Source organism: Modestobacter sp. VKM Ac-2978 (assembly GCF_026968025.1).
Taxonomy (GTDB): domain Bacteria; phylum Actinomycetota; class Actinomycetes; order Mycobacteriales; family Geodermatophilaceae; genus Modestobacter.
Window position 1 is genome coordinate 424,563 of record NZ_JAPVBP010000004.1, and the last position, 12,403, is coordinate 436,965.

Below are 12,403 nucleotides of genomic sequence, written 5' to 3' on the forward strand. Positions count from 1 at the left end.
CCGGTCGGGCAGGGTGGGCGGCGTGACGACGCAGCCGGGCATCTTCGCCCTCGGCACCCCCGAGCACTGCTATCTGGAGCTCGACCTCGAGCCCGGCTGCTCCGCGGCGGACCTGGTCCGCGGGGTGGCCGGGCTCATCGCTCCGCTCTCCTCCACCGGTGGGGTGAACGTGGTGGTCGGCCTCCGGCCGGAGCTGTGGGCCGAGGTCGCCCCGGACGACGCCCCGGCGGACGCCGCGAGCTGGACCGAGGACCTCGTCGGCGCCGGCCGCTACCGGATGCCGGCGACCCAGCACGACGCCTGGGTCTGGGTCGCCGGGGGCGACCGGACCGCGGTGTTCGACAACGCGCGCGCCGTGCTCGCCGCCCTGGCCGGGGTCGCCTGGGTGGGCGCGGAGGTCACCGGTTGGCTGTACCGGCACGACCGGGACCTGACCGGTTTCGTCGACGGCACCGAGAACCCGTCGCTGCTGACCGCCGCCGAGGTCGCGGCGGTTCCGGCGGGCGAGCCGGGCGCGGGGGCGAGCATCGTGCTCTACCAGGTGTGGCGGCACGACAGCGCCACCTGGGAGAGCCTGGGTGTGCACGGCCAGGAGATGATGATGGGCCGCACCAAGCCCGACAGCGTCGAGCTGCCCGAGGACGTGATGCTGCCCAGCGCGCACGTCGCCCGAACCACGGTCGAGGTGGACGGCGAGGAGAAGCCGATCTTCCGGCGCAACGTCGCCTACGGCGGGGTCACCGACCACGGGACGGCGTTCGTCGGGTTCGCCCGCGACCAGTGGCGGCTGACCGAGATGCTCCGCCGGATGGCCGGGGCGACCGACGGGATCCGCGACGGGCTCACCGGCTACCTGACCCCGCTGACCGGCGCGTACTACACCTGCCCGTCGATCGAGGCCCTCGCCCGCTTCGCGCCGTCGGACGAGGACTGAGGGCCGTCGTGCCGGAGGAGCCGGAGCGGCCCGAGCCGGAGGGTGGGGACCCGGCGTGCTGGCTGGACCAGGTGTGCCCGGCCTGCGGCCGGCTGACCGAGCGGACGGCGGCAGGTCGCTGCGCCGCCTGCGGGGAGCCCTGGGACTGAGCGCCATGTCCGCGCCGGACGCCGCCGAAGTACGGGTAGGTGTGGGCGGCGCGCCACCTGGCTCGGAACGGCCGGTGCCGGTGCTCCGTTCGACCCGGCACGGGTCGACAGCGGCCGCGCGCACTGGGGGCCCGGGCCGTCACCCGCCGAGGGCCCGGTGGGCACCGCGCGGAGATCAGGCGGCTGAGCTCCTGGTGACCTGGCTGCCGTACCAGCTGGTCAGCAGGTGCGCGCGGACCGAGCCGGGCAGCGCACCCCAGCGCAGCAGCGCTGCGCGGGCCGGCAGCGCGCTGGCCGCGGCCAGCTGGCCCAGCTCGCGCACCCGCTCCGGTCGCGGGCTGTTCGGCCCGCGATCGTGCAGGCCGGCGGTGAGCTGGCTGTCGAAGGCCGCGAGGATGTCGGCCTGGTGCTCCGGGTCGAACCACTGAGGGCTCCGCGCCGAGCTCGCTACGAGGTGATGACGGATCACGATGCGCTTATCGGCCCGTTGTGCCCACGCTGTGACCCGAACCGGGCCCACTGGCTCCCCGGAACTGCGGTCCCGCCCCATGGGGCACAGGTGTCACACCCGCACCAGCGGTCGCGCTCGCCCCGCGATCGCATGGTGGCTCAACTCGCCCAGCCGACCTCCCCTCGCGAGCGGTGAGAGAGGTCAGCGACTCCCCCGTGTCCGGAGCAACCGCAGGCCGTGGGTGTCAGAAGGGCGGCGGGTCCTCGTCGTCCGACGGTGGGCCGCCGCTGCCGACCAGGTGGCGGACGGCGGATGTGTGGAGGCCCGGTGGTCGGGTGGTGCGGGTGACGCCGGAGGGCGTGGTGACGCTCAGGACACCGTCGTCGGTCATCGTGAAGCGCCATCTGGGTGCATGGGTCTTGAGCCGGTGGTGTCGCCGGCACAGGCAGCACAGGTTGGTGCAGTCGGTGGCCCCGCCGTCGCGGTGAGCGCAGACGTGGTCGAGGTCGGTGCGGGCGGCCGGTCGCCGGCAGCCGGGGTGCCGGCAGGTGCGGTCCCGGGCCCGCACGAAGCGGAACTGCGCGGGGGTGGGCGTGTAGCGGTCGACCGCGGGTGGCCGGTCCAGCATCGCGCATCCGCAGTCCCGGTCGGGGTGGGTGTGGCAGCCGCGGCGGGCCAGCCGTTCCAGCTCCGGGCGGGTCACCGTCGCCCGCAGCGCGCCGGTGACGGGGTCGGTGAGGTCGATGGCCAGGGTGCCGCCGGTGGGTGCCTGCAGCCCACCGGGGCAGATCGCGTCCAGCTGTTCGAGGAGTTCCCGCAGTTGTCCGGCGGTGATCGGCGCCCCGGCCACCGTGGCGGCGTCCCGGTCATCGCAGGGCGCGCTGCGCCCATCGCCCGGCGCGCTGAGGCCATCGCCCGGCGCGCTGCGCCCACCGCTCGGCGCGCTGAGCGCTCCACCTGGCGCGGCACGACCATCGGTGGGACGGGTGTGCAGCGCCGGCAACGGCGCCTGCACGTGCAGATGCGCGGTCACCGGCTCCCGGCTGGTGTCCCACGGACGCAGGATCAGGTCGGCCATCACCTGCGCCCGCAGCTGACCGATCGGCCGCCCATCACCCTCGGCCTTCGCCATCCGCGCGTAGGCGTCCACCGTCTCCCGGCACGCCACCGCCACCGGCATCGGCATCGCCGCGACCAGCTCACCCATGCCATCGGCGGTGGCCCGGGTGGTCACATCGGCACACCGCTCGGCCTGCTTCCGCCGCCGATCGGCCGCCGCCTCGTCCAGCGCGATCAATGCCGCCGCCGTCCGCTCCTGCAACCGCCGCGGCGTCTCCCCCGCCACCGCCCACCCCAGCGCTTGGGCCTCCACCTCGGCCACGATCCCCGGCTCCACCCGGCCCCCGGCATCGACCGACTGGCCGCCCAGCGCCCGCACGATCGCGTTCGCCCGCGCCGGGTCGATCAGGCTGTCGGCCAACGCAGCCCAGGTGGCCGGCAGCTCACGCACCAGCACCAGGGACCGCTCGGCCAGCACCGTGGCCGCCGTCCGCGAGATGCCCGCCACCAGCGCCAGCTCATCGGCCAGGAACTCCGACACCCCCACCGGCACCCTGACCGGGGCCCAGTCCTCGACTCCGTGACCCGGCTGCTCCTCGGACAGGTCCCACTCCACCGGCCGACGCCGAGCCAACTCGGCCACCACCACCGCCTCATAGGCGGCCAGCTGCGCCCGCACGTCGGCGAGCGCAGCCAACTCCCCGACCAGCCCGGCATCGGAGAAGCCCCGCGGCGACAGCACCTCCGACAACCGGGTACGCCGACGCGTCACCCCCGCCGGCGGTGGCGGCAACTCAGCCAGGGACGACGAGGACCGCGGCGACACCGTCACCGCCACCCCGAACCCACCGGCCTCGAACACACCTCGAACCTAGGCGAGGGGTACGACAGTTCTGCCCGGTCACGACAAGACCCCGGCCACGGATCGACGCACCCCTGCCAACCTCGGCCGGCGCCCTGGCCGACGTCGGGCGACCGCTGCCACGCTCGCGGCCATGGCCCTCGGACTCGGTCTCCTCGGCGTCCCGACCAGCGCCGGTTCGCACAACGCCGGGCAGGAGAAGGCCCCGGCCGCCCTCCGTGCAGCCGGTCTCGTCGCGGCGCTCCGCACGGCCGGCTTGGACGTCGAGGACACCGGCGACCTCGCCGTCCGGCGCCACCGGCCGAGCCCGCCGGTCGACGGGGTGCGCGCTCTCGACCGGGTGGTCGAGGTGGTCACCGAGGTCGCCGACCGGGTGGCCGCGATCCGGGCCGCCGGGCGGCGTCCGGTGGTGCTGGGCGGCGACTGCACCGTCACCCTCGGCGTCCTGGCCGGCCTGGCTCGACACGATGACGTCGGCCTGGCCTACGTGGACGGGGACGCGGACCTCAACACCCCCGCCGGCAGCATCTCCGGCGTCCTCGACACCATGGGCGTCACGCACCTGCTGGGCGGCGGCGCCCCGGCGCTGGCCGACATCGGCCCCCGCACCCCACTGCTGCCCGGCGACCACCTCGAGCTCTTCGGCTTCGACCCCGGCGAGCTCGACACCGGCCAGTGGACCCGCCTCGTCGAGCACCGGCTGTCGGCGACCCCCGCACCGGTCGTGCGCGCGGCCCCGGCGGGCAAGGCCGCCGAGGCGGTCGAGCGCCTCGAAGCCGTCTGCAGCACCTTCCTGGTGCACCTGGACGTCGACGTGCTCGACACCAACGACGTCCCGCTGGCCAACTTCCCGCACTCGGCGGGCCTCTCCCTCGGCGAGCTCGCCGGTGCGCTCGACGTGTTCTGCGGCAGTGACGCCTGCGCCGGGCTGGTGCTCACGGAGGTCGACCCCGACCACGACCCGGACGGCGTCCTGGTCCCCCAGCTGATCGACGTGCTCGCGACGGCGCTGGCCCCGGGCGGTCAGAGCCCGCCGGCCACCCGCAGCACGGCGCCGGTGACGTAGCCGGCCTCCGGGCCCAGCAGCCAGGCGATCGCCGGAGCGATCTCGTCCGGCTCCCCCGGACGGCCCATCGGCACCCGGGCGGTCACCCGCTCCAGCCGACCGGCGTCGCCGGCGCCGGCGTGGATGTCGGTGCGCACCAGCCCCGGCGCCACCGCGTTGACCCGGACGCCGTCGTCCGCGAGCTCCTTCGCGAGGCCCATGGTCAGCGCGTCCACCCCGGCCTTCGCCGCCGCGTAGTGCACGTACTCGTGCGCCGAGCCCAGCGTCGCCGCGCTGGAGGAGACGGTGACGATCGCGCCGCCCGGCCCGCCCCGCCGCCGGGACATGACCTGCGCCGCCCGGCGGACGCACAACACGACGCCCAGCAGGTTCACGTCGATCACCTGGCGGACGACGTCCACCGGGGTGTCGGCCAGGTCGCCGAGATCCGCCGTCAGCCCGGCGTTGGCGACCAGCCCGGTGACCGGCCCCAGCTGTTCCGCGGCAGCGGTGAAGAGCGCGTCGACGTCGTCGGGGTCGGAGACGTCGGCCCGGACGGCGACCGCCCGCGCCCCGTGCGCCTGTGCTGCGCTGACCACCGCAGCCGCCGCGTCCCGCCCCGAGCGGTAGCCGACGACCACGTCGTGGCCCTGCCGGGCGAGGTGGTCGACGGTGGCGGCGCCGATGCCCCGGCTCCCGCCGGTGACGACGGTGACCGGACGACCAGAGGGCGACTGCGGAGGGGACACCCGCTGATCCTCCCCGCCCGGTGCCGGGAGACTGTCACCCCCGCCCGGCAGACTGCTCGACGTGGAGAACAGCCCCGAGGCCGCCTTCCGGCGACTGCAGCCGCTGCTGGTCGAGGTGCGCGACGCACTGCTCGGCGGCCTGACCGTCAGCCGCGAGATCCACGCGGCGCACGGCTGGCAGCCGGCCGCCGACCGGCACCTGGACCACCAGCTGGTCCGCCGGGAGGCGATGGAGCGACTGCGCCCCTACGCCGAGCACCACGACCACCCGTTCGGCACGCAACTGGAGCTGGTCGACCCGGGCAACGAGAACCTCGGGCTGCCGATGAGCGGGTTGATCCTGCGCACCCCCACCGAGGTGCTGCGGGTGTGGCACTCCGACGACGGCGAGCTGCCCGCCGCCGACACCCAGGGCCTGCGCGACTTCTACCGGCAGGCGCCGGTCGCCCAGCAGCGCCTGCAGCTGGCGATCGACGGTGCTCCCGACCTGCGCCGGCGCGATCACCTGGCGCTGCTGTGGGCCGATGCCCGCACGCCCGGCCGGGCGCCGGAACTGGTCCGGTTCGATCTCGTCCGTCCGCGCGACTGGGCCGGGCGGCGGGTCGAGGTCGACTGGTGGGTGGGCCTGCTCGACCTGCTCGGCCGCCGCGCAGCCTGACCGGCCGGCGCCCGACACCGCGAGCGACAGCCCGGCGGGCACCCCGCGCGGCACGCCCGTGAGTCCGGACACCACAATGTCCCGGTGCACAGAGGCAGGAACGTAGACCCCGGAATCGCGCGCTCGTGGCTGCTGGTCAACGGCGCCCGCACCGAGCTGTTCGACGAGGCGCACGAGTCGCGCGCCGACCAGATCGTGCTGGACATCGAGGACGCGGTCGACCCGGCCCGCAAGCCCGATGCCCGGGCCGACGTCGTCGAGTGGCTCTCCGCCCCCGGCAACCGGGCGTGGGTGCGGATCAACGACCACGCAACCCCGTTCTGGGCCGACGACGTCGCCGCGCTCGCCGGGCTGCCCGGCCTGGCCGGCGTGATGCTCGCCAAGACCGAGGCGGCCGAGCACGTCACCGAGACCTTCGACCGGCTGGGCGGCTCCACCCCGGTGCTCGCGCTGGTCGAGTCGGCGCTGGGCATCGAGGAGGCCGTGCGGATCGCCTCGGCCCGCGGCGCCTTCCGGCTGGCCTTCGGCAGCGGTGACTACCGCCGCGACACCGGCACCAGCGCCGACGACCTGGCGATGGCCTACCCCCGTTCCCGCCTGGTCATCGCCAGCCGGGTCGGTGGCCTGCCCGGCCCGATCGACGGGCCCACGGTGGGCACCAGCCACCCGATCCTGCGCGAGCAGTCGGCGCTGACGGTCTCCCTGGGCCTCACCGGCAAGCTGTGCCTGCAGCTGGACCAGCTCCCGGTGATCAACGAGGTCATCAGCCCGGCACCGTCGGACGTCGCCTGGGCCCGGGACTTCCTGGCCGACTTCGACGCCCGCGGCCAGGTCATCCGCGACGGCAGCGACCTGCCCCGCCTCGGCCGGGCCCGCAAGATCGAGAAGCTCGCCACCGCGTTCGGCGTCGAGCCCTCCTGACCTGACCGCGCCGGCGGCCCCCTCCCCCACCAGGGAGGGGGCCGTTCGTCTGTCAAGCCTCGCGGACGGCGACGACCACGGTGGCCGCCAGGTCGTCGTCCTCGACGACCCGGGTCGTCAGCCCGGCGGCGGTGCATGCAGCCCGCGTCGCCGGCGCCTGCTGGCGGCCCGTCTCGATGAGCAGTGCACCGCCGGGCGCCAGCCAGCCCGGCGCCCCCGCCGCCACCCGACGCTGTACGTCCAGCCCGTCGACCCCGCCGTCCAGCGCGGCCCGTGCCTCGTGGTCGCGGGCCTCCGGCGGCATCAGCGCGATCGCCTCGGTGGGCACGTAGGGCGCGTTCGCCACCAGGACGTCGACCCGGCCACGGAGTGACTCCGGGAGCGGGTCGTACAGGTCGCCCGCGTACACCGCCCCCGACACGTTGCGCCGCGCGCAGCGGACGGCGACCGGGTCCAGGTCGGCCGCGTGCAGCTCGACCGACGGGACGACGGCCGCCACCGCCGCACCCACCGCGCCGACCCCGCAGCACAGGTCCAGGACGACCGAGCCCGAGGAGGCCAGCGCGACCGCCTCCCGCACCAGCAGCCGGGTGCGCTGCCGCGGCACGAACACGCCCGGCTCGACGGACAGCCGCAGCCCGCAGAACTCCGCCCAGCCCAGCACCTGCTCCAACGGCTCGCCCGCCACCCGGCGCGCGACCAGGCCGTCGAGCTGGGCAGCCGACGCGGCCGCCGCCAGCAGCAGCACCGCCTCGTCCTCGGCGAACACGCAGCCGGCCGTGCGCAACCGGGCGACGACAGCAGGGTCGGGGGCGGGGCGCATCAGCGGCCAGTGTGCCGCCTCGCTGACGGAACACGACCGCACCGATACGGTGCCGCCATCGACGGCGGGCCGGAAGGGGTGGGCGTGGACCAGCGGCGGGACGGCTTCGCCGCGTTCGTGGCCGAGCACGAGCAGGAGCTGCGCGGAACGGCCCTGCTCCTCACCGGCGACGCCGCCGCGGCCGACGAGCTGCTCGTGGCGGCCCTGGCCCGGACGTACCGCCGCTGGCGGCGGCTCGGCGCACCGGCGACCGCCCTGGCCGACACCCACGACGCGCTCGTCTCCGCCACGCTGGGCCGGACCCGTCTCCCCGCGACCGGCCGGGACAGCGTGCTCGCGGCGGAGCCGGATGAGCACCCGGACCACCGGTGGCTGGCGGCGCTCGCCGAGCTGGACCCGCGCACCCGCGCCGTGGCGGTGCTCCGACTGCACGAGGCGCAGGACGAGGACGACGTCGCGACGCTGCTGGGCTGCTCCCCCGCCGAGGTCGGGGCCGCCCTCGCCGATGCCCTGGCCACCCTGGCCCCCTTGCTGGCCAGCGAACCGGTCGAGCCGGACCAGCCGGTCGAACCGGTCGCCGCCCCCCAGCCCCCGCCGGTGGCGGTCCCGGACCCCCCGGTGACGCCTGGCCCCACCACCGACCCAGCCGACCCGTACGCGATCTACCGCCGACCGGGGACACCGGCTCCGCTCCCGGTCCAGCGGCCGGCTCCTGCGGCGGCGCCCGCGCCGACCCCCGCTCCCCTCGCCGTGCGGCCGCAGCCGAGCGACGACCCGAACGCCATCTACCGGAGGCCGACGTGACCGCGGACGCCGGGCAGGCCGTCGCCGACCGGCTGCACCGGATCGCCGAGCGCGCTGGGCCCGCCGACGACGGCCACACCGCAGCCCGCGCCGTCGCACTGGACCGGCACCGACGGCGACGGGCCGGCAGCTGGGCCACCGGCGCCCTCGCCGTCGTGCTCCTGGGCACCGGTGCCTCGCTCGCCCACTCGGCGGTGACCGAGCCGCCGGCCGCGACCGCCACCTCGACCCCGGCGCCGGTCACCAGCACCTACGTTGCCCCGCAGTCGGAGCTGGTCGAGGCGCCCGTCCGCGGCTCCCTCGCCGACGACGAGGACTTCCTGGCCGCGATGGCCGCCGCCCCGTGGACCGGCCCGGTCGGGCCGGACGGTGACGTCGTCGACTGGGGCGGACCGGAGCCGGAGCCGGGCACCGGGCGGGTGGTCTACGCCGCCGACGTCCCCGGCGGCCACCGATGGGCCGTGGTGGTCGCCCGCGCCGGGACGGAGTGGGTCTGGACCTGGTTCACCGGGCCGCGCGGCGCGGAGCCCGCGGAGATGACGCCGGTGATCGGCGGGGTGCCGCTGTGGACCGGACCGCTGGCCCTGATGGACGGCTCCGCGGAGACCAGCACGCTGGTCGTGCTCGGCGAGCCCGGACTGGAGGCCGAGTACTCCCCCAGTCTGGACCGGACCTCCGGCGGTGAGCTGGTGCGCGACTTCGACCCGCTGCCGCTGGTCGACGGGGTCCCGCTGGGGGTGGTCATCTCCCCGGTCACCTGGACCGCTGGGGAGGTGCAGGTCACCAGCCCGGTCGGGCAGCAGTCGCTGTCCCCGATGCTCAGCGGCCCGCTGCCGTCGTGGCCGACGTTCCCGACCGGCCCGGTCGACGAGGCCCTCGTCGCCCCGTGTCTGGAGCAGCTCGGTCTCGACGTCCAGACCGGGTCCGGCTTGAGCTGGGAAGCGCCCGAGCAGTTGAGCAGCGCCGAGGAGGCCGCCCGGGAGCAGGAGATCGCCGCGTGTTTTCGAGCCGGGGAGCGCTGAGCCAGCTCAGGGCTGCCGGTACACCGCGTCCGGGACGTCGGTGACGAACATGTGCCCCGGGGCGTGGGTGATCGCGAACGGCGGCCGGGAGGCCATGAGTGCGGCCTGCGGCGTCACGCCGCACGCCCAGAACACCGGGACGTCGCCAACGGCGAACTCGACCGGGTCGCCGAAGTCGGGCCGGGTCAGGTCGGCGATGCCGAGCGCGGCCGGTGACCCGACGTGCACCGGCGCCCCGTGCACGGCGGGCATCCGCGCGGTCACCTGCACCGCGGTGGCCACGAGGTGCCCGGGCACCGGGCGCATCGACACCACCAGCGGCCCGGACAGCCGCCCGGCCGGCCGGCACTCCCGGTCCGTCCGGTACATCGACACGTTGCGGCCCTGCTCGATGTTGCGCACCGGCACCCCGGCGTCCAGCAGGGCGGTCTCAAAGCTGAAGCTGCAGCCGATCAGGAAGGCGACCAGGTCGTCGGTCCAGAGGTCGGCGACGTCGGTGGGCTCGTCGACCAGCTCGCCGTCCCGCCAGACCCGGTAGCGCGGCAGGTCGGTGCGCAGGTCGGCGTCCGGTGCGAGCACGGTGCGGTACGACCCGGCGTCGGTGACGTCCAGCAGCGGTACCGGCTGCGGGTTGCGCTGGCCGAACAGCAGCATGTCCCAGGCCCAGTCCCGGGGCAGCACGACCAGGTTGGCCTGGGTGTGCCCGGGCGCCCAGCCCGACGAGGGGACGGCGAGGCCGGCGCGGAACGACGCCCGCGCAGCGGCAGGGTCGGCGGCGGGGACGAGGGTCACGGGTTCCTCCGGAGTCGGTCGCGGTGGGCCGCGCGCAGCTCGGCCTCCGAGTCGTGCAGGTAGGCCTCGAGTTCCTTGGCCGCCTGCTCCACCTCCCCGGCGGTCAGCAGGTCCAGCAGCCCCCGGTTGCGGCTGACGTACGGCTCGTGCAGCCGCTGCGGCACCGCGATGGCGTGGAAGGCGAGCCGGAGCTCGGCGAGCAGGCGGGCCGTCGTCTCGTCGATCCGCCGGCTGCCGGCCAGCGCCACCAGCTGCTGGTGGAAGCGCATGTTGGCGGTGCCGGCGGCGCCCCAGTCGCCGCGCCGGGCGGCGTCCTCACCGGCGGCGACGGCGTCGTGCAGCGGCCGCAGCCGGACGGCGTCCAGACCCTCCAGCCGGCGGACGACGTCGCACTCGATCGTCCGCCGCAGCCGGTACAGGTCGACCAGGTCGTCCTCGTCCAGCTCGGGCACGAAGACCCCGCGGTGCAGCCGGTGCACCAGCAGGCCCTCGTGGGTGAGCAGCCGGAACGCCTCGCGCAGCGTGTTCCGGCTGACGTGCAGCACCTCGACCAACTGCTCCTCCGACAGCCGGGTGCCCGGCGGCAGGTCGCCCTCGATCACCCGGGAGCGCAGCAGCTCGGCGACCCGCTCGGCGGTGCTGGAGCGGTCGAAGCTGCGCACCTCGTGCGCCACGGTGCGCAGCCAGGCGGCGTCGGTGGGCTCGGGCATGCCGACATCCTGCCGTCTCCTGATGTGTCCGCGCAGTAAATTGTCGCGCCATCCTCTTGAAGGATTGTTCAACAACTCCCTAGGTTCGGTCGCCAACGGCACCACCCCTCGGACAGCGACCCCTCGCCACCGCGGGCCCACTCGACCCCATCCCGGGAGCAGCCATGGCAGCCGAACCGCACCGCACCCCCGCCGAGCCGTCCACCGCACCCAACGGGCGGCTCGCCTCCAGCACCCGCTCCACCCTGCTCGGCGCGATGTTCTTGATGGCCACCTCGGCCATCGGTCCCGGGTTCATCACCCAGACGACCACCTTCACCGTGCAGCTGGGCGCCGCGTTCGCCTTCGCGATCGTCATCTCGATCCTGATCGACATCGCCCTGCAGCTGAACGTCTGGCGGGTCATCGGCGTCAGCGGCCGGCGCGCCCAGGAGCTGGGCAACCTGGTCGCCCCGGGCCTCGGCTGGGTGATGGCCGCCTTCCTGCTGATCGGCGGGCTGGTGTTCAACATCGGCAACGTCAGCGGCGCGGGCCTGGGCACCAACGCCATGCTCGGGCTCGACCCGAAGCTCGGCGGGGCGCTGTCGGCGCTGATCGCCATCGGCATCTTCCTGAGCAAGCGGGCCGGGGTCGCGGTCGACCGGATCGTCGTCGTCCTCGGGCTGGTGATGATCGTGCTGACCACCTACGTCGCGATCACCTCCGGCCCGCCGGTGGGCGAGGCGCTGCGCAACGTCGTCCTGCCCGAGGACATCGACGTGCTGGCGATCACCACGCTGGTCGGCGGCACGATCGGCGGCTACATCGTCTACGCCGGCGCCCACCGGCTGCTCGACTCGGGCATCTCCGGCCCCGGCCGGGTCCGGGACATCACCCGCGGCTCGGTCACCGGCATCCTGATCACCGCGGTCATGCGGGTCGTGCTCTTCCTGGCGATCCTCGGCGTGGTCACCGGCGGCGCGGCGCTCGACCCGACCAACCAGGCCGCGTCGGCGTTCGAGCAGGCCGCCGGCGAGGTCGGCCTGCGGGTGTTCGGCATCGTGCTGTGGGCCGCGGCGATCACCAGCGTCATCGGCGCCTCCTACACCTCGGTGTCCTTCGTGACCTCCCGGACGAGGACGTCGGACCGCACCCGCTCGCTGCTGGTCGTCGGGTTCATCGCGTTCACCTCGCTGGTCTACGTGCTGATCGGCACCGCGCCGACCACGCTGCTGGTGTTCGCCGGGGCCTTCAACGGGCTGCTGCTGCCGATCGGGATCGCCGTCCTGCTCTGGGTGGCCACCCGCCGCACCGACCTGCTCAACGGCTACCGCTACCCGCGCTGGCTGCTGGTGATCGGCTGGATCGCCTGGCTGCTGACCCTGTACCTGGCGATCAACTCGATCCGCCCGGTCATCGACCTGTTCGCGTGAGGGAGGCTGTCG

Annotated in this window: 14 protein-coding genes; 8 read left to right on the top strand and 6 right to left on the bottom strand. The window is 75.1% G+C overall.

Features of this window, described 5'->3' with window-relative positions:
* The first annotated feature begins 22 nt into the window (after positions 1 to 22).
* Positions 23 to 934 carry a Dyp-type peroxidase gene (locus tag O2W53_RS13005; RefSeq protein ID WP_269163460.1) on the top strand — a complete coding sequence of 304 codons (912 nt, stop codon included), beginning with the start codon at positions 23 to 25 and terminating at the stop codon, positions 932 to 934.
* Between the two features lie 8 nt (positions 935 to 942).
* Positions 943 to 1,083, top strand: a complete 141-nt coding sequence (locus O2W53_RS13010) for a hypothetical protein (RefSeq protein ID WP_156119092.1) — start codon at positions 943 to 945, stop codon at positions 1,081 to 1,083.
* A 175-nt stretch (positions 1,084 to 1,258) separates the two neighbouring features.
* Here O2W53_RS13010 and O2W53_RS13015 read toward each other — a convergent pair whose 3' ends face one another.
* Both O2W53_RS13015 and O2W53_RS13020 read right to left on the bottom strand, forming a co-directional pair.
* Positions 1,259 to 1,552, bottom strand: coding sequence for a hypothetical protein (locus O2W53_RS13015; protein ID WP_269163461.1), 294 nt, complete (start codon positions 1,550 to 1,552; stop codon positions 1,259 to 1,261).
* Positions 1,553 to 1,778: 226 nt separating this feature from the next.
* On the bottom strand, positions 1,779 to 3,365 hold the full coding sequence (locus O2W53_RS13020) for an HNH endonuclease signature motif containing protein (protein ID WP_269163462.1): 1,587 nt from the start codon (positions 3,363 to 3,365) through the stop codon (positions 1,779 to 1,781).
* Between the two features lie 223 nt (positions 3,366 to 3,588).
* On the opposite strand from O2W53_RS13020, the gene O2W53_RS13025 reads away from it, so the two are divergent.
* Positions 3,589 to 4,521 (top strand): arginase family protein, encoded by a 933-nt coding sequence (locus tag O2W53_RS13025; RefSeq protein WP_269163463.1) that lies wholly within the window; start codon positions 3,589 to 3,591, stop codon positions 4,519 to 4,521.
* On the opposite strand, the gene O2W53_RS13030 is transcribed toward O2W53_RS13025, so the two are convergent.
* Entirely contained in the window at positions 4,479 to 5,249 is a 771-nt protein-coding gene (locus tag O2W53_RS13030) for an SDR family NAD(P)-dependent oxidoreductase (RefSeq protein ID WP_269163464.1), read from the bottom strand. The genes O2W53_RS13025 and O2W53_RS13030 overlap by 43 nt on opposite strands.
* A gap of 61 nt (positions 5,250 to 5,310) precedes the next feature.
* Here O2W53_RS13030 and O2W53_RS13035 point away from each other — a divergent pair, with 61 nt between their 5' ends.
* Positions 5,311 to 5,907, top strand: a complete 597-nt coding sequence (locus O2W53_RS13035; RefSeq protein ID WP_269163465.1) for a hypothetical protein — start codon at positions 5,311 to 5,313, stop codon at positions 5,905 to 5,907.
* Positions 5,908 to 5,991: 84 nt separating this feature from the next.
* Positions 5,992 to 6,828, top strand: coding sequence for an HpcH/HpaI aldolase/citrate lyase family protein (locus tag O2W53_RS13040; RefSeq protein ID WP_269163466.1), 837 nt, complete (start codon positions 5,992 to 5,994; stop codon positions 6,826 to 6,828).
* A gap of 52 nt (positions 6,829 to 6,880) precedes the next feature.
* Here the strand turns inward: O2W53_RS13040 and O2W53_RS13045 are convergent, their stop codons facing one another.
* On the bottom strand, positions 6,881 to 7,651 hold the full coding sequence (locus O2W53_RS13045) for a putative protein N(5)-glutamine methyltransferase (RefSeq protein ID WP_269163467.1): 771 nt from the start codon (positions 7,649 to 7,651) through the stop codon (positions 6,881 to 6,883).
* 84 nt (positions 7,652 to 7,735) lie between these two features.
* Between O2W53_RS13045 and O2W53_RS13050 the strand changes: the two genes are divergently transcribed.
* Complete coding sequence (locus O2W53_RS13050) at positions 7,736 to 8,455, top strand: hypothetical protein (protein ID WP_269163468.1); 720 nt, start codon at positions 7,736 to 7,738, stop codon at positions 8,453 to 8,455.
* Entirely contained in the window at positions 8,452 to 9,477 is a 1,026-nt protein-coding gene (locus O2W53_RS13055; RefSeq protein ID WP_269163469.1) for a hypothetical protein, read from the top strand. The genes O2W53_RS13050 and O2W53_RS13055 overlap by 4 nt, the downstream gene beginning before the upstream one ends.
* 6 nt (positions 9,478 to 9,483) lie before the next feature.
* Here O2W53_RS13055 and O2W53_RS13060 read toward each other — a convergent pair whose 3' ends face one another.
* A complete protein-coding gene (locus tag O2W53_RS13060; RefSeq protein WP_269163470.1) occupies positions 9,484 to 10,269 on the bottom strand; it encodes a putative hydro-lyase in 786 nt (261 codons plus the stop codon).
* A complete protein-coding gene (locus O2W53_RS13065; protein ID WP_269163471.1) occupies positions 10,266 to 10,979 on the bottom strand; it encodes a GntR family transcriptional regulator in 714 nt (237 codons plus the stop codon). The genes O2W53_RS13060 and O2W53_RS13065 overlap by 4 nt, the downstream gene beginning before the upstream one ends.
* 164 nt (positions 10,980 to 11,143) lie before the next feature.
* Here O2W53_RS13065 and O2W53_RS13070 point away from each other — a divergent pair, with 164 nt between their 5' ends.
* Entirely contained in the window at positions 11,144 to 12,391 is a 1,248-nt protein-coding gene (locus tag O2W53_RS13070) for an NRAMP family divalent metal transporter (protein ID WP_269163472.1), read from the top strand.
* The last annotated feature ends 12 nt before the right edge of the window (positions 12,392 to 12,403 follow it).